The organism is Lachnospira multipara ATCC 19207 (assembly GCF_000424105.1).
Taxonomy (GTDB): domain Bacteria; phylum Bacillota; class Clostridia; order Lachnospirales; family Lachnospiraceae; genus Lachnospira; species Lachnospira multipara.
Genome location: NZ_AUJG01000013.1, coordinates 18,395 through 36,640, shown reverse-complemented (window position 1 = coordinate 36,640; position 18,246 = coordinate 18,395). Strand labels below are relative to the sequence as shown.

At 30.9% G+C, this 18,246-nt stretch carries 18 protein-coding genes; 2 read left to right on the top strand and 16 right to left on the bottom strand.

All coding sequences use genetic code 11. The features are described 5' to 3' along the window. The first annotated feature begins 3 nt into the window (after positions 1-3). Positions 4-963 carry a bifunctional 4-hydroxy-2-oxoglutarate aldolase/2-dehydro-3-deoxy-phosphogluconate aldolase gene (locus G600_RS0109905; protein ID WP_027431799.1) on the top strand — a complete coding sequence of 320 codons (960 nt, stop codon included), beginning with the start codon at positions 4-6 and terminating at the stop codon, positions 961-963. Positions 964-1,195: 232 nt separating this feature from the next. Here G600_RS0109905 and G600_RS0109900 read toward each other — a convergent pair whose 3' ends face one another. From G600_RS0109900 to G600_RS0109840, 13 genes are all read right to left on the bottom strand, one after another. Beyond that, positions 1,196-2,914: a carbon starvation CstA family protein gene (locus tag G600_RS0109900; RefSeq protein WP_027431798.1), complete on the bottom strand. Its 1,719-nt coding sequence runs from the start codon at positions 2,912-2,914 to the stop codon at positions 1,196-1,198. 211 nt (positions 2,915-3,125) lie between these two features. Beyond that, on the bottom strand, positions 3,126-3,926 hold the full coding sequence (locus G600_RS0109895; RefSeq protein ID WP_027431797.1) for a hypothetical protein: 801 nt from the start codon (positions 3,924-3,926) through the stop codon (positions 3,126-3,128). Positions 3,927-3,961: 35 nt separating this feature from the next. Continuing rightward, the gene (locus G600_RS0109890; RefSeq protein WP_027431796.1) at positions 3,962-4,738 is read right to left on the bottom strand and encodes a hypothetical protein; all 777 of its coding nucleotides are present in this window, start codon (positions 4,736-4,738) and stop codon (positions 3,962-3,964) included. Positions 4,739-4,770: 32 nt separating this feature from the next. Then, entirely contained in the window at positions 4,771-5,538 is a 768-nt protein-coding gene (locus G600_RS0109885) for a hypothetical protein (protein ID WP_027431795.1), read from the bottom strand. After that, a complete protein-coding gene (locus G600_RS0109880; protein ID WP_027431794.1) occupies positions 5,539-6,171 on the bottom strand; it encodes an ATP-binding cassette domain-containing protein in 633 nt (210 codons plus the stop codon). It abuts the gene before it with no gap. 12 nt (positions 6,172-6,183) lie between these two features. Next, positions 6,184-6,783 carry a hypothetical protein gene (locus tag G600_RS0109875; RefSeq protein WP_027431793.1) on the bottom strand — a complete coding sequence of 200 codons (600 nt, stop codon included), beginning with the start codon at positions 6,781-6,783 and terminating at the stop codon, positions 6,184-6,186. A gap of 1 nt (position 6,784) precedes the next feature. Continuing rightward, the gene (locus G600_RS0109870) at positions 6,785-7,636 is read right to left on the bottom strand and encodes a hypothetical protein (protein ID WP_027431792.1); all 852 of its coding nucleotides are present in this window, start codon (positions 7,634-7,636) and stop codon (positions 6,785-6,787) included. An 18-nt stretch (positions 7,637-7,654) separates the two neighbouring features. Beyond that, complete coding sequence (locus G600_RS0109865) at positions 7,655-8,419, bottom strand: hypothetical protein (protein ID WP_027431791.1); 765 nt, start codon at positions 8,417-8,419, stop codon at positions 7,655-7,657. Between the two features lie 34 nt (positions 8,420-8,453). Beyond that, complete coding sequence (locus tag G600_RS0109860) at positions 8,454-8,885, bottom strand: hypothetical protein (RefSeq protein ID WP_027431790.1); 432 nt, start codon at positions 8,883-8,885, stop codon at positions 8,454-8,456. A 115-nt stretch (positions 8,886-9,000) separates the two neighbouring features. Continuing rightward, positions 9,001-10,233, bottom strand: a complete 1,233-nt coding sequence (locus G600_RS0109855) for a sensor histidine kinase (protein ID WP_027431789.1) — start codon at positions 10,231-10,233, stop codon at positions 9,001-9,003. Continuing rightward, positions 10,212-10,919: a LytR/AlgR family response regulator transcription factor gene (locus G600_RS0109850; RefSeq protein WP_027431788.1), complete on the bottom strand. Its 708-nt coding sequence runs from the start codon at positions 10,917-10,919 to the stop codon at positions 10,212-10,214. The genes G600_RS0109855 and G600_RS0109850 overlap by 22 nt, the downstream gene beginning before the upstream one ends. Before the next feature lie 250 nt (positions 10,920-11,169). After that, a complete protein-coding gene (locus G600_RS0109845; protein WP_027431787.1) occupies positions 11,170-12,657 on the bottom strand; it encodes a UxaA family hydrolase in 1,488 nt (495 codons plus the stop codon). 135 nt (positions 12,658-12,792) lie between these two features. Then, positions 12,793-14,292 (bottom strand): tagaturonate reductase, encoded by a 1,500-nt coding sequence (locus G600_RS0109840; RefSeq protein ID WP_330361996.1) that lies wholly within the window; start codon positions 14,290-14,292, stop codon positions 12,793-12,795. Between the two features lie 322 nt (positions 14,293-14,614). Here G600_RS0109840 and uxaC point away from each other — a divergent pair, with 322 nt between their 5' ends. After that, complete coding sequence (uxaC, locus tag G600_RS0109835) at positions 14,615-16,033, top strand: glucuronate isomerase (RefSeq protein WP_027431785.1); 1,419 nt, start codon at positions 14,615-14,617, stop codon at positions 16,031-16,033. A 175-nt stretch (positions 16,034-16,208) separates the two neighbouring features. On the opposite strand, the gene G600_RS0109830 is transcribed toward uxaC, so the two are convergent. The 3 genes from G600_RS0109830 to G600_RS0109820 form a co-directional block, all read right to left on the bottom strand. Further along, a complete protein-coding gene (locus G600_RS0109830; RefSeq protein ID WP_027431784.1) occupies positions 16,209-16,904 on the bottom strand; it encodes a PilZ domain-containing protein in 696 nt (231 codons plus the stop codon). A 78-nt stretch (positions 16,905-16,982) separates the two neighbouring features. Next, complete coding sequence (locus tag G600_RS0109825; RefSeq protein ID WP_027431783.1) at positions 16,983-17,726, bottom strand: YebC/PmpR family DNA-binding transcriptional regulator; 744 nt, start codon at positions 17,724-17,726, stop codon at positions 16,983-16,985. A gap of 81 nt (positions 17,727-17,807) precedes the next feature. Further along, positions 17,808-18,227, bottom strand: coding sequence for an HIT family protein (locus G600_RS0109820; protein WP_027431782.1), 420 nt, complete (start codon positions 18,225-18,227; stop codon positions 17,808-17,810). Positions 18,228-18,246 lie beyond the last annotated feature (19 nt).

The following is an 18,246-nucleotide window of genomic DNA, read 5'->3' as shown; positions in this document are numbered from 1 at the left end:
ATTATGAATAAGGTTATTGAAGAACTTGGTCTTATTGGTATCGTTCCAGTTATTGCACTTGACGATGCTAAGGATGCCAAGCCACTTGCTAAGGCTTTAATTGATGGTGGACTTCCATGTGCAGAAGTTACATTTAGAACTGAAGCTGCAGAAGAATCTATTAAGATCATGGCTAAGGAATTCCCAGAAATGATCGTTGGTGCTGGTACAGTACTTACACCAGAGCAGGCTGATAGAGCTATGAACGCTGGTGCTAAGTTTATCGTATCTCCAGGTCTTAATCCTAAGGTTGTTAAGCACTGTATCGATAAGGGATATCCTATCATCCCAGGTACAAGCAATCCTTCAGATGTTGAAGTTGCTATTGAACTTGGCTTAGATGTTGTTAAATTCTTCCCTGCTGAAGCTGCAGGTGGTCTTGCTATGATTAAGGCTATGTCTGCTCCATATACACAGATGAAGTTTATGCCAACAGGTGGTATTAACGCTTCTAACTTAAAGTCTTACCTTGACTTTAAGAAGATTGTTTGCTGCGGTGGTTCTTGGATGGTTAAGAAGGACTTAGTTGCTGCTGGTAACTTCGAAGAAATCACAAGACTTACTCGTGAAGCTGTTGATACAATGCTTGACTTAAAGATTAAGCACGTTGGTGTTAATATGCCTAGCGAAGAAGAAGCTTTTGCTCTTGCTGATACATTTAAGAAGGTATTTAACTTCGAACCTAAGAACGGCAATAGCTCAATCTTTTCTGATACAGCATTTGAAATCATGAAGAAGCCAGGTCGTGGTACTCATGGTCATATTGCTATTTCTACAAACTACATGGATAGAGCTGTTTACCACTTAGAAAAGAGAGGCTTCAAGTTTGAAGAGGCTTCTAGAGTTGTTAAGGAAGGCGTATTTAAGGCTATTTACCTTGAAGGTGAATTTGGAGGATATGCAATTCATCTTGCAACAAAGTAATTTATTATTTTTGTAAAAATGTTATCTAGGCTAATTGATTACTAGGTAAATTTAATACATAAAAAAGCTTGTGAATTATATTTATCATAATTCACAAGCTTTTTCTTTTTTATAAGCTTTTTTCTTATTATTAGATTCGTGGTGCTCGCACACTGTCGTGAAGTGCTCGCATTAGATGCGGCCTTGCCGCTGGCTCGCACATGTGTAGCACTTTCTTCGAAATTGCTACAAGTTAAGCAGCATTTTGGTTTGTGTCGCTTGCTTCACCGTTTTTTGTCTTTATTAATGTTTTAAGGCATGTAACTAATACTAATACGCCAAGTACAATAAGGAAAGCAGCTACAATAAGCTGTAAACCATTTACAAGGAAAGTTCCCTTTCCATTAACAAAGCTTTCAATATTTCCCTTTACATTTAAAATGATTGCGCTAAATGTTACTGCAAACATAATAAACATTGGAGGAAGTAACATCTTATGCTTTCTTCCTGTTGCCTTTAAGAATACTGCAATACCAATAAGTACTAAAGCAGCTAACATCTGATTTGCTGAACCAAATAAAGCCCATACATTTTCATAACCACCAAGGCAAAGTAAATAACCAAGTACAAGTGTAATTACTGTTGCAAAATACTGGTTAGTGCAAATCTTTTCAAGCACTGACTTATTCTCATTCTCTGTCTGGAATAATTCCTGGAATGCCATACGTCCAATTCTTGCAACGGAATCAAGACTTGTAAGAGCAAGAGCTGAAACGCACATTGTCATAAATACATTTGCAACGGTATTAGGAATTCCAAACTTTTCAAGGAAGCCTGCAACACCAGCTGAAAAAATCTGGAATGGTGTAAGGCCTGCTGGAGCGCCACCGTTTACTGCTACTGCACCTACAATAATAAGTGAAATAACACCAAGTAATGTCTCAAGGATCATAGCGCCATATCCAACGAATAACATGTCTTTTTCATTAGATACTGTCTTTGATGATGTTCCTGATGAAACGAGGCTGTGGAAACCTGAAACAGCGCCACAAGCAATAGTTACAAAAAGTGTAGGGAATAAATAGCTTACAGATCCTGATGCCGAAGTAACTGTAAAGCCATTAAAGCTATTAAGATTCATGCTAGGATGTGCAATAATTACACCTACAAATGCTGATAAAACCATAGCAACTAACATAAATGTTGTAAGATAATCTCTTGGCTGCATAAGTAACCACATTGGCATTACTGCTGCCGCAAAAAGATATACCATAATTACTAAATTCCACTGACTTGCATTAAGGTAAATTGGTAACTGCATACCTACTGCAAACATTGCAACTACAAGTACAACAGCAATAACTGACTTTACTGCTTCTTGTCTTATTTTTACAAATTTATTAAAGATACCAAAGGCAATAGCTACAAAGATAAATAGCATTGAAATTGTAGCTGCTGATGCACCGTTAAAGTTTTTAACAGTTCCTTCTGTAGTTGTCTTAAAACCATTAAATGTAGATGATACCATTGATGTAAATGCTGCAATTACAAGTAATGTAAAGAGCCATTCAAATAATGAGAAGAATCTTCTACCTACTTTTCCAATATATTTTTCAATAATAAGTCCAATTGACTTTCCTTCGTTTTTAACTGATGCATATAGGGCACCGAAATCTTGTACTGCACCAAAGAAAACTCCACCTACTAATAGCCAAATAAGTACTGGAACCCATCCAAACATAGCTGCAAGAATTGGGCCTTGCACAGGGCCTGCTCCTGCAATTGATGAAAATTGATGTGCAAATACTGTTAGTTTTGAAGATGGTACATAATCTTTTCCATCTTCATACTCATATGCAGGTGTTTTTTTCTTAGGGTCAACTCCCCACTTCTTTGCAAGGAATCTACCATAAAGAGTATAACCAAGCAAAAGAGCTACAACTGCAATAGCTAAAATTACTAGACTGTTCATATACATTTTCCTCCCTTATATTCTCCACTTCTATCTTTATACAAGACACGCGTTAAAAATAGTAAAAGTGTTTCGTTGTATGACAACTCCCTAATATTGTCATACAAGTTATTAATAAGGGTACTACTTCATTGCTTTAAAGTCAAGAACTTTTTTATTTTTTAAAGCAAATATTTAATTAAGCTTAAATTAAAAAAGCTATCAGGACTTTTTATACAAAGTCTTTTTTATTTAACATCATTATTGTTAATACTAAGAAAACTATTATTATAACGAAATCTATCAAAATAAAAGAATTAAATTCCAAACCTGATTTCAAAAACAGATTTGATCTTGTTAGCATTGTGGCATTTGCAATAAATAAATAAGTACAATTAAACATAGAGAACACATAAATAGATAAAGTTGCTATTAATGCTACAAATTCATTTACTGTAATAACTAAAAATATCTGTATCATCATAATTGCTAATGATGTTAAAAAAGAACATAATAGAAGTAAATAAATATCTATATATCTAGTATTATAATAATCTAATTTTAAAATTGACGTGTCTGCAATTTCATTATAATCGAAATTAAATTTGGTTATAAACATAGTCACAACCAATACCATAAAATAATAAAGTAATAGATTTATAAATGAAATAATTAACTTGCTAAATAGCCATTTCTTCTTTGAACCAATTTTTAAGACAATATTATTGTCATTTTTTCCATCGAAAATGCAATAAGTCATAACACTCATATAAACCAAATAAATCAAATAACTAATAGGAAGCTCTACGTTTTTGCTAAAAATCAAAAAGCTTTTACTCGCTCCAGAAAAGATATATAATATAATGTCTAGTACTCCAACCCCTTTAAAACTCTCTGGATAAAATACTGTCATATATGAAGTCACTTTCATCTTCATATAATATGCAGCCATAATTATTAGAATCAAAAAAAGGATATACTTATCCTTTCTTCTATTCATCTGAACTATTTCGTATTTTACCAAAGTTAACATCTAATCACCTCTAAGTAATCACTATATTGTTTTATTTAAATAAAATTTTTCCTATTTATAAAAATTTTTACTATTAAAAAAACTATAGAAATAAGTACAATTTCAACAAATATTTTTTGTAAATATATATCTTTTATTAATATTTCATAATAATAATCACCATTTGAGCTCTTTATTCCTAAATCCGACAATCCATAAAATTTAGCTGCAAAATTTACACCAATTAGTCCACAAAATCCAAAAAGGCACACATATGATACTACGGTCGATATTAGCCATCTAACTGCATTTGCAACTATTACCAGCAAAAATATCTGAAGCAAATTTATTACAATAAAAACTACAACATTTACAATATTCAATTTAGGACAAACTGTAGTATTTAGTTTTTCAAAACAGGTAATTCCTAAATAACTGTGTTTTAAAAATGCATCTCCAGATAGTTTATAATAATTACTATTTATTCCATTAAAAACAATGCCAAATAAAAAGCTTATGAATATATCGAATAAAAATGAAAAAAGGCATAATGATAAGATTTTTCTTGACTCCTCTAGCCAAATTTCGAATCTATCTTTTCTTCTTATTATTATATTAATATTATTATCTTGATTTAATTCTTCAATAAAATACCAATATACCATCATTGGTATTAATCCAAGAATTAGAAATCTGTTAACAGACCAAGTAAAAATTCCATCAATAAGACAACTATTAACTCCAGTTGCTTTTTCATCGATAAAGAACCTAAATAAGGCATTTATTGTAATAAATACTGTTAAAGACAATGTAAATAGAATTCTTTTTTTCATTTTATAAACATCCTTTTAGTCAAGACTCGCTTTTAACTATAAAAATCTTTCTTAGCATAAATTATAGAATTTATCAAAATAATAAATAATGCTATTACCGCAGTAAATATCATTATATGTACCTTATTACTTAAAAGATAAAACCTATAATCTCCATTTCCAGCAAAACCATTTTTAGATAATGACGATAAAACTAACCATGCAGCTGTAATATAAATTAATAAGGCAATAATCTTATTTTTAATCAATAAATACAAAAGATGTATAAGATTTATTTCTAGAAGTATTAACATTAAAACTAATGTTATGAGAGCAATTAAATTAAATAAACTTGTTCCTTTTAAAATTACAATTCCATTTTTTATAAAAAAGTAACTATCTTTTAAATTATAATTAATCATTTTTTCGCTATTAAAGCAGCCAAAAATTAATGAATCTATCATCACAACACACATATAAAATAGCATTAAAATGTAACTGTTAATCATATTATTAGCCATTAGATCTAGTCTCGACACTTGTCTAACTAATATCAAATAGCATTCTTTTTTTTGAATATGATTAAGTATTATTATCCCTAAAACTGTCGGATATATTATAAGAGTATTGGTTAATGTTAAATTACCAACGATTAATAAATCTATTCCAGATATCTTTACTCCTATATTATGGTTTTTTATCCAATTATTTAATATATTATCTGCATATAAACTATTGATAATTGAAAAAAAGAGACTTGCTAAAAAAACACATATTAATTCTTTTTTATTTAACTCAATAAAACTCTTTATTTTCGTCATTTAATTATTAATCAATTCTCCTTCACTTATATTTATTATTTCATCTGACAACTTTTCTAATTCCTCTTTCTCGTGACATGATATAATAATTATTCTTTTATCGTTTTTATATTCCTTTATAATTTTTTCAACCATCAATACACTCTTTTCATCTAGTGCGTTAAATGGTTCATCTAAAATTAATATTTCTGGGTTTTCCATTATTGCACAGGCAATTCCTAGTTTCTGCTTCATTCCTAAAGAATAACTTTTAAATTTTCTCGTATCATTAGGATCTAATCCTACTTTTATTAGAGTTTGTTTAATATCTTCATCAGATATAATTCCTTTTAGGCTTGCAATCATTTTTAAATTTTTTAAACCCGTATAACTATTAACAAAAGAAGGATATTCTAATAACAAGCCTACACTTTCTGGAAATGATATATCTTTTCCCAATTTTTTATCATCTATTAATACCTCACCTTTTGTAGGTAAAATCAATCCGCAAACTAATCTCATCAGCATTGTCTTTCCACTACCATTTACACCCTTTAAGCCATATATTTTGCCACTTTCAAACTCCAAATTAATATGTTTTAAAACTTCTCTTTGTTTTATCTTCTTACTAACATTATTAATAGTTATTTTCATATTTAAACTCTCCTATTTCTTTTTATTATTTAAAGTCATTCTTTGATTTCTCCCCAATTTAGTAACTTCTAAAACAAAGTTTTCATTTTTTTCATTAGTAATATAAACCAATTTTACCTCTCTTGTCTCTTTTGGTTTATACTCAGCTAAATAATCATCAGAATTTAGAAAACTACTGTAATAATTATTAACTTTGATACCTTGTTTATTCAAACTTGTTAATACTGAAAAACTACCGTTTATATTAATTTTTTGTACTTCCTCTGTTAAATTGCTTATCTCTAAGTCAACTACTAGTACTTTATAATCATTAGAGGGATCATAAGTTACAATATAATCATAATTAGAATTATTTTTTAGATTCATATTATAAATGACATTGTATTTTTCTTCTTCTAATTCAATATTTTCATTTTCTAATTTTTGTTTCCATTCTTCTTTTGAATAAATATCATATTCCTTCAGCCTTAAGCTGAAATTTTTTAAATCAAACATTTCATCTTCGTCTATTATTTTAATATCAGCTGACGGATAAGCTATATTTACATATGCAATTCTTGCAATAACCAAGAAGCAAATAATAACAAATATTATCTTCAATACCTTTTTCATACTAAATTACATCCCTTCTAATTCTAAAGAAAAACAAAAGATCAAATAAGAAAAGAACTATTATTTGTAGCAAGTAAAACAAAAAATTCTCATATCTTAGATTAATTATATTTGTAGCAAGTAATAATGATGTATCATATTGATTAAATCCAAATGAAATAATAACGTGTTCTGAAAAATAAATAATAAATGGTACAAGCAAAAGCATATATTTGTTTTCCTCAAAATAAACAAAGGCTAATGCCAAACATGTTATCAAACCGTATACTACAAAGTAAATCAAAAAATATAGCATTAGATAAACAACTATATTTTGATAATAAAGATTACTAAAAAGGTTGTACTCTTTTACCGGGTAAAACTGTGTTGATCTTACTGGTAGACCAAATGGAAGTGCCATACTGCATATAATTAGGTTTATAAATAAGGGAAGAATTGCTATTGTCCCACCAGATATAAACAAAGTAATAAACTTAGAAACGTAATACTTTCCTTTACCTATCTTAATAATATATTGATTAATTAATCCGCTACTTTTATCCTCTATATATGTAATGCCATATGGGATTATGCATAAAAGAGGAAGAATTATTAACCATAAAAAATAGAATTTGCTTGAAGCACCATAATTAGGCATCCATATCTCTATCGCAACATCACTATAATCGCATTTTTCTATTATATAAGCAGCATCCAAATCTCCATTCATATATAAAAACCAATTCTTTGCTATTTTAAATCCTGGAGTCGTAAAAAAAGCGCCTATTGCAAAAATAGTGCTTACAAGTACTACAATATAAAACTTTGTATTTATAAACGCCCTTTTTAATTCTATTTTCATAATTTCTCTCATAATAAGCCTCCCCATTATCTACTCTTGTTTATACAAATAAATCTTGTAATTAGAATTCGCACGTTCACCAAAAACTCTATGTTCTACTACCCACTCTCCAATATTGAAATTATAATCTCCACCTCTATAAGCCATTACCGCTTGCAATTTGACAGTTTCATTAGCTTTCAATAATATTTCCCCATAATAATATTTACCATTAAATCTCATACTTTCCTTAATATCTTTCCTATAAAAATATGGCCTATTGTCTTCAAAATTATATGCTATCAAAGAATAGCGATCTAATTCAGTACCTTCCAAATAGTGAATAACTTCATTAACTGATAATACATATAATCTATCTTTATCATAAAGATTTGTTATTTCAATGTTAACCAACATAAACTTATCATAATCCGAGATATCAACCCACTTTTCATCTATTTTCCCATCATAACTATCCACTATCTCATAATCTGTTATATTAATTCTAACTGGATAGTAATTATAATCCGAATAGCCTTTTTCCTCCGGGCTTTCTAAGCTATAACAAACATAAACATCTTCCCCCATTAGTTTTTCTTGATAAGCCTTATAGTTTTTCTCTCCCATATCTTTCACAGGATTGCTATAATAATCAACAATTGAATTCTTATTATCCAAGTTTAGTTCAATGTTTTCTTGATTTACCTCATTCACATTTGTTTCTTCCTTAAAATACTTTTCAAAAGTATTAAACACAAAAACTAATACAGAAACAATTAAGATAATTATTAACGATATTCTAACTATTTTATTCATACCAACCTCTATTAATAAATTCTGGCTAATTATTTTAATTAGATATATAAACCCCTTTTAAAGTAACAAATGCATCATCAACCGCTTGTGCTTTAATACCTGCATATTTATATCCATTTTCATACACATAATTAATCATTTTATCTGTGTACTCGCCTTTTCCTAATCTATAAACATGTCCATCTGAACAATCTACTGGACTTTTAGGGAATCTTGTATTTGCTCCCATTGCTTTAAAATCAAGTTTTGAAAACGAATCATTTTCACTAGAAACATAAACCTGCATATAATCATCTGTAACTTTTTCATCAAACATTTCGCAAAAATCCTGATCTTCTCCATAATAACCATGCGTTGTTACTTCAAAGCCAACAACATGATAACTTGCATTAACATGGTTTGTTATCATTATCATTAAAGAAAAAACTAACATGAATAATATGATATTTTTTATTCTTCGTGTCATAAAAAAAATCCTCCTATACATTAGCCAGAATTTATCTATAAAAAAAATATCATATTTTTCTTTTAACATTCTCAATATGTAAAAAACATCCTCTTTCATGTAATTTTTTACATATTTAAATATCCTCCATATAAATCCTAGTAGTAAATTTATCGCTATATCTTTCTACAGACATTGAACCATTGTATTTTTTCACAGTGTAGTATACATTTTTCAGACCAATTCCATGTTCAAAGCTATTCTTTTTACTGCTTTTAAAAAAATGTAAATCTGATTCTTTTAATAAATCATAAGTAAAGTCATTCGATATTACACAACTATTTTTTACTTCTATATATATCAAACCAATTTGATATCTAATTATAATATCTATAGCTGGTTTCTCACATTCAATAGAAGCCGTGATGGCATTGTCTAACAAATTAGCCAAAATAATAACAAAATCAAAGGAATTAATATTCAAATCATTAGGTATAATTACTTCATAATTAAAATCAATATCATTCTCCTTCATAATCGATAATTTACTGTTTATTATCATATCTATTTCTAGATTACCAGTGTCTAGATAGGAATTATTACAATCGACAATAGCATCTATATTATTCAAATATTGTTTTAATTTATCATTATCTCCAACTAATTTTTTTATAATCAACAAATGATTATTTAAATCATGTTTTACAGATTTTAAATAACTATTAGATTTCTTTATATCATCTAATTGTCTTCTATAACTTTTTAGATTATCATTCAATAAACTAATATCATTTTTTCTAAGTTCTTTTTTATGCAAAAGATAAAAAATAAAATATGAAAATAGTAAAAGAATGAATAAAATAATTTTTTCTTGCGATTGATTAATTATTTTTGTATCAATAAAAAACACAGAGAACATTACTATGACTGATGTTATTACAAAAGAAAAACACTCATAAGAATTATATTTTTCTGATTTAATATAAATAATTATTTTTAACAAAGCATACTCAATAATTACTATATAAAGATAGTAAAAACTATCTATAGTCATGCAATTTATAACAAATACAACAATATGAATTAAAGTAAAATATACAGCATACAATACGATTTTTTTCCAATAATCTCTCCAATACTTATAATCCTGAATGCTTAATATTATTAATACAAATACGCTTGCAATTACCATCATTGCAAGCTTTCTATAATAAAGAATTACATTTAACCAGATAACAATAGTTGTAAATACTCTTAAAAAATCTCTTTTTATATCTAATCTTATATTAAAGGAGAACTCTAGGATTTCATATAAAATATTTAATTGTACTAAGAAGAATAATAGATTTAAAGATAATTCATAAAACATAATTTTTTTACTTCATCCTTTCTGCTTCTACTTACTGGTAATACTTCATTATTCAAAAGAATTATTTCGTTTGATTTAACTCTGCTAATATAAACCGCATTAACAATAAATGATTGATGAATCCTAAAAAAATTATATTTATCCAATTCATTTTCAATTCTTTTCAAGTTATCATAAAATTCATAGTTTTCATCTTTTGTATGAATTACTATTTTTCTTGCTTCGCTTGAAAAATACATAATGCTACTCAAAGCAATTTTAAAATTCATAGAATTAAAACTGTATTCAAAAATTCTATGATTATTATTAATTAATCTTTCAGCAATTTCTATAACTGAAGATAGTTTTTCTTTTGTAATAGGTTTTATAATAAAATCCATCGGTCTAAGTTTAAAAAGATCAAGAGCATATTGAGTCTCTGAAGAAATAAACACAAGCTGACATGCATCATCTTTTAAAATATCCCTAATAAATTTTCCAATTTCTAGTCCTGTATGAACTGGCATACAAATATCCAAACATATTAAATCATACTTCTCCCCATTCTTTAATTCACTTATCAATTCAGAAGCTTCTGTAAAATAATCTATATCATATATATCATTTAACTTTAGTTTCAATTGCTCCATTATTGAACTAAATTCATCTATAAATGATCTTTCATCATCACACACAGCTAGTCTCATCTAAGTCCCCCATATTAAATTAATATATATATTTTAATTATTACAAATATATTTTATAAATTCAAGCATTTATAAAAAAAACTATCAAGATTCAAATCACAAATCTTGATAGCTTTTTATATCATATTAAATTTTAACTCAGTCGGGGTACAAGCTCCGACTGAGTTAAACGCTCCGCGAGGATGCACACGGATTCGGGTCTGCTGAAGCAGACCCGAATCCGGTGCTAGACTTACAAGCGAGTCTTGACTTATAATGTAACGCCCTGCTTAAAGATAGCAAAGTCATGGAAGCCTTCTTCTTCAGCCTTTACCTTCTTACCAGAAGCTACATCTAATACATACTGGAATAATTCCTTAGAAACTGTTTCCATTGGAATATCATCAGCTACGATTCTACCGCAGTTAAAGTCAATCCAGTTGCTCTTCTTATTAGCAAGTTTTGAGTTTGTTGCAATCTTTACTGTTGGGACTGGTGATGCAAATGGAGTACCACGTCCTGTTGTAAATAATACGATCTGAGCACCTGAAGCTGCAAGAGCTGTTGCTGCAACTAAATCGTTACCTGGAGCTGATAAAAGGTTAAGTCCCTTTGTCTTAACTGGTTCACCATAAGCTAATACGCCCTTAACTAATGAAGAACCTGATTTTTGTGTACATCCAAGTGACTTATCTTCAAGTGTTGTAATACCACCATCTTTATTTCCTGGTGATGGATTCTCATAAATTTCCTGACCATTCTTAATGAAGTATTCCTTAAAGTCATTAATTAAGTGTACTGTCTTATTAAAGAGTTCTTCATTCTCACAACGATTCATAAGAATTGTTTCTGCACCAAACATTTCTGGTACTTCAGTAAGGATAGTTGTACCACCCTTAGCAACTAACATGTCTGAGAACTGACCTACTGTTGGATTAGCTGTGATACCTGATAATCCATCAGAACCACCACACTTCATACCAATAATAAGTTCCTTAGCATCAACCTTTTCTCTCTTAAACTTAGAAGCATATGCCATAAGTTCATCAAGGATTCTTAAAGCATCATCCTGCTCGTAGTCCACATCCTGAACCTGTAAGAACTTAACTCTTTCTGGATTATATTCGCCAATGTAGTTCTTTAATACTTCAATTCTTGAGTTCTCACAACCAAGACCAAGTACTAATACTGCACCTGCATTTGGATGATTAATTAAATCAGCAAGTACTGTTCTTGTATTTTCCTGATCTTCTGTTACCTGAGAACATCCATATGGATGTGTAAATGCTACAACTTCATCTACACCCTCTGGTTTACGTAATCTAGCCTTAGCTTCAATAGCTCTAGCAATTGAATTTACACAACCAACTGTTGGAATAATCCATACTTCATTTCTTACACCAACTTTACCGTTCTCTCTAACATAACCGTCAAAATATGCCTTTTCTTCATCTACCTTATCAACCTGACCTGTTGGCTCATACTTATATTCAAGTAATTCTCCAAGTCCTGTCTTTAAGTTATGTGTATGAATCCATGCACCTACTTCAACATCTGCCTGAGCAATACCGATTCTGAAACCATACTTAATTACAGAATCTCCCTTCTTAACAGGCTTAATAGCAAATTTATGTCCCTGTGGAATATCTTCAACTGTTGTAATGTTTTCACCAGCAACATTAACAGTTGTGCCCTTAGCTATAGGCTTTAAGGCAACACAGACATTATCGTCTTTATTAATCTTAATAAATTCCTGCATAATATCCTCCCTTTAAATAATTTATATTCTCTCTTTTTTTCTTTAAATAAGAGCGGATGAGTACTATCACCCGCTCTTTTATATTATTATATAATATTTACTCTCACAATACTTAAAGTATAACTTTTTACTAAATTAAGCATTAACTAAATCAGTAACAACTGCTCTCATGCCTCTGTTTCTGATGTCTTCAATATAGTTAGTAATAGCTTCTTCAAGACCAGCAACCTTAGTTAAATCTTCTCCACCAAAGAATGCTGTATTAGAAAGGTAAGCATGTGTAAATTCTGCTGCAGACTTAGCTGAGTTTTCCTTGAAGAAATCAAGAACAGCCTTGTCATCACGGATGTTATACTTCTCACCGTTTCTATCGCCCTGTAATACAATACCACCATTGAATTCAGCTTCTGTCTGTGATGTGTAGAAGCTCATAAGTGCTGCGATAGAGAATGTTAAGTACTTAGGTAACTTATTGAACTTATTAACATAACCTAAGAATGAAGGTAAACATCTAGCTTCCCACTTAGATACTGAGTTAAGTGAGATATCAAGTAACTGATGCTTTACAAATGGGTTAAGGAATCTATCGATAACAGCCTTTGTAAATTCTTCACAGTCTTCCTTAGATAATGAAAGTGTAGGAATAACTTCATTGTAAAGTGTTTCTTCCATGTACTGTCTAATTGTAGGATCGTCCATAGACTCTCTTACGATATTGTTTCCAGCAAGGAATGAAGCAAGTACGAAACTTGTATGAGAACCATTTAAGATTCTAACCTTTCTTTCCTTGTATGGATGATGATCCTTTGTAAATACTACGTTAAGTCCAGCTTCTTCAAATGGAAGTTCCTTCTTTAACTGATCAAGTGTGATATTAGTATCAGCTTCAACAACCCATAAACCGAATGTTTCAGCTCTATCGATTAACTGATCTTCATAACCCCACTCCTTGCAAAGTGCTTCAGCATCTTCTCTTGGGTAACCAGGTACGATTCTATCTACAAGTGTAGGACAGAATGAACAGCATTCATTAACCCATGTCTTAAATCCATCTTCTAACTTCCAAAGATCGATAAACTGCATAATGCACTTCTTTAATTCTATACCATTATCGGCAATAAGTTCACATGGAAGAAGGATAAGACCCTTATCAGCTGCTCCATTGAACTTCTTATATCTTTCAAATAATAACTTTGTTAACTTACCAGGATATGTTTTAGGAGGGCAAGCATTGAAATCATCTGTAGCGTCAAATACAATACCAGCTTCTGTTGTGTTAGAAACGATGAATCTAAGTGTTTCGCTTGTTCCATATTCCATAAACTTCTCATAGTCTTCAATAGCTGCAACTGCATCTACTACTGAAGTAATCTGACGAGTAATTTCCTTAGGCTGACCATTCTCATAACCTCTTAACTGAAGTGTATACTGGCACTCCTGATCATGGAATCTGTCAAGGTTTCCGAATTCGATAGGCTTAACAATAACAACACCACCGTTGAAATCTGTCTTCTCGTTAGTAACATCGAAGATATAGTCTACGAATGCTCTAAGGAAGTTTCCTTCACCAAACTGCATAACCTTAACAGGTCTGTCAACTGCATGTGTAATACTCTTATTTAATCTTTGCATCATAAATCTCCTTCTTTTTATGGGAACAGTCCCATTTTTGCCCCTAAATACGGCTTACTTTAGATATAATATCATTGTGATTTGCAATTATCAACAGTATTTTCAATTGATATTAAATTAACAAAAATTTTTACATTTAACTACTTATTTTTAACTATACCTTTTAGTAAATTTGTTCAAAAATATCTTGTATTTTGTATTTTTATTGGCTTTTTCGTTGGTAAACCTTGATTTTTGTTCTGTAGTTTTGTATCTTTAAAGAAGTGCTGTAAACGAAACATTTTTACAGAGGATTTCTTATTATATTTTAGGAGGACTATGGATTATGAAACAATTCATGGATAAAGACTTTTTATTATCTACACCAACAGCTCAGCATCTTTTCCACGATTTCGCAGACAAGATGCCTATCGTTGATTATCACTGTCATATCAACCCTAGAGAAATTGCTGAAGATAGAAAGTTCGAGAACATCACACAGGTTTGGCTTGGTGGTGACCACTATAAGTGGAGACAGATGCGTACTAACGGCGTAGATGAGAAATATATCACAGGAGATGCAAGCGACCGCGAAAAGTTCCAGAAGTGGGCAGAAACACTTGAGCTTGCTATCGGTAACCCACTTTACCACTGGTCTCATTTAGAGCTTCAGAGATATTTTGGTTACACTGGTGTATTAAATGGTGATACAGCTGAAGAAGTTTGGAACATTTGTAATGCTAAGTTACAGGAATCTTCAATGACTGTACGTGGACTTATTCGTCAGTCTAACGTTAAGTTAATCTGTACAACAGATGACCCTATCGATACTCTTGAATGGCATAAGGTTATCGCTGAAGATCCTACATGTAGCGATATTAAGGTTTTACCAGCTTGGAGACCTGATAAGGCTATGAACATTGAAAAGCCTGAATATCTTGATTACATGGCTAGCTTATCAGAAAGATCTGGTATTAAGGTTAACTCATTCAAGACATTAGTAGAAGCATTAAAGGATAGAATGGCATTCTTTGATTCTATGGGATGCTGCGTATCTGATCACGCTCTTGAATACGTTATGTACAAGCCTTATACAGACGCTGAAATCGAAGAAATCTTTGCTAAGAGATTTGCAGGCAATGAATTAACTGATCTTGAAAGAGATAAGTTTAAGACAGCCTTCATGGTTACTCTTGCTAAGGAATACAATAGACTTGGTTGGGTTATGCAGTTACATTACGGTACAATCCGTGATAACAACAAGTTAAGATACTCTCAGTTAGGACCAGATACAGGTTATGATTGTATCAACTCTTATGACTGCTCAGCAGAAATGGCTGCATTCTTAAATGCACTTTCAGCTACAGAAGAGCTTCCTAAGACAATCATCTACTCACTTAACCCTAACATGAACGCTATTATCGGTACAGTTATTGGATGCTTCCAGGATTCAACAGCTGCTGGTAAGATTCAGCAGGGTTCTGCTTGGTGGTTCAATGATCACAAGGTTGGTATGATGAACCAGATGACATCACTTGCTAACTTAAGCCTTCTTGGTAACTTCATCGGTATGCTTACAGATTCAAGAAGTTTCTTATCTTACACAAGACATGAATACTTCAGAAGAATTATGTGTGAACTTATTGGTGGATGGGTTGAGAATGGTGAATACCCAGCAGATGATAAGTCACTTAAGAAGATTGTTGAAGGTATCTCATACAATAACGCTGTTAGATACTTTGGTTTTGACAGATTCATTAAGTAATTATCAATTAGATTTTACTATTAACTATAATAAGGGAAACGAATTTTTCGTTTCCCTTTTTTCTTGCCTATTTGTCAGATTTATTTTTTATGGAAATAACTAATCTAAGATTAATCTAAATAAAAAATAAGATGAATCATAGTATTAACTATAATTCATCTTATCTATATTCTTATTATCTTTCTTTTAAAGCTCGCATCAAATTACGTTTAGCTGGACTAAAATATCCATTCTTACTAGCCTTCATTTTCTCTGTGTAGACCTTTTCTTTATTAAGAACGTATCTTTGATAGCTATCCTTATTTATAAGCAATTGGCAACCATATATAACCTTCTTGTCATCAAGAACTGTCTTTCTAACAATTCTTCCAACAATATCAATCATATCATAATCGTCTTTAAAACGAAGCTTAACGGGCATATCCACTGCATCAATTAAATTTCTAGAGGCCGCAAAAGAAAAACCAGTCTGGCTTATATCCTTAACAACCACATCAAAATTACTCTTATTGATTCCTAGCTGAATATTACCTTTAACACCTAAGAAAATTCTCTCAGCTGCTCTTCTATTAACCTTCTTACCTCTTTTTAAAGCTGTCACTTGGTATGCTAAACGACCGTTATGTCGTGTCATTTTCACCAAAACATTAGTAAACATATATGGTGCTTCACCAGCTGGGCATGCCATTATATCTATTCTTATATTAGGACTTGAACTAAGCTTTACAGCCTTTCCATCCATCCTTATAGCATCAATAAGTACCTTATCATTTAAAACACTAACAACTTTAGAATGGAATTGTAGTTCTTCGCTTTTTTGTTTAACTATAATATTAAGATTAGTATTGATCTTAATGTCTGTAAAAATCATTATACAACAACAACTCCTTATTATTATTTCTCTCCCGTTGTTATTAAATGACTTATATTATAGAAAGCAAATTAGCAATTATTCTTCATCTTCTTCTGGTTCATTCCAGTTGTGATATACGTTCTGTACATCATCCTCTTCATCAAGAAGCTTAAGAATAATTCTCATCTTCTTTAAATCCTCGTCTGTTGTTAAATCTACTGTTGTCTGAGGAATCATTGTAACTTCTGCTGAAGACATCTTAATGTCTGCATCAGAAAGTGCTGTTGAAACTGCATCAAAGTCTTCTGGTGCTGTTAAAATTTCAAAGTATTCTTCTTCTTCAACTAAATCATCTGCGCCTGCATCTAATACGATTTCCATTAAATCATCTGCAGTCTTGTCATAATCTTCCTTAAGAACAATAATCTGTCCCTTGTTATCAAACATGAAAGATACACAACCTGGTGTACCAACATTTCCGCCACCCTTTGTAAAAGCATTACGGATGTTAGAAGCAGCTCTATTACGGTTATCTGTTAAAGCTTCAACGATAATAGCTGTACCGTTAGGGCCATAACCTTCATAAGTAACAGATTCGAAGTTTGACATATCTGTAGAAGCAGCCTTCTTTACAGCTCTATCAATTGTATCATTAGGCATGTTAGCTGCCTTACACTTTGTAATAACCTGTCTTAACTTGCTATTATTATTAGGATCTGGACCGCCCTCTTTAACTGCGACCATAATTTCCTTACCAAGTCTAGTAAAAATCTTACCCTTAGCAGCATCATTTGCAGCCTTCTTATGGGCAATATTAGCAAATTTTGAATGTCCTGACATATATATTATAACTCCTTTAAAAATAACTTTGTAGCATTTATAAATAATAACAAAACAAGCCAACTTTAAGCATAATCTAAATTAAAGATTAGCCTTAATCTTAGCGATCATTTCATCATATTTGTCATCTGTTAAGAATGTTTTTTGTGGGTTCATTTCAAATGTACCACCCCATTCAAATTCATCCTTATACTTAGGTGTTAAATGGAAATGAAGGTGATGACCTGTATCACCATAAGCACCGTAATTTACCTTATCTGGGTTGAATGCCTTCATAATAGCACGTGCTACTCTAGCAACATCCTCAAAATAAGCAGCTCTTTCCTCAGCTGTAAGTTCGTTCATATCACCTACATGCTTCTTATGAGCAACGATACATCTACCTGGATGTGACTGTTCTTTAAATAAATAAACCTTTGATGTCTCTAATTCACAAATCTTAATACCGAACTTTGCAACAAGTTCACCCTCAACGCAATATGCGCAATTATTATCTATCATAATAATTCTCCATTCTTAA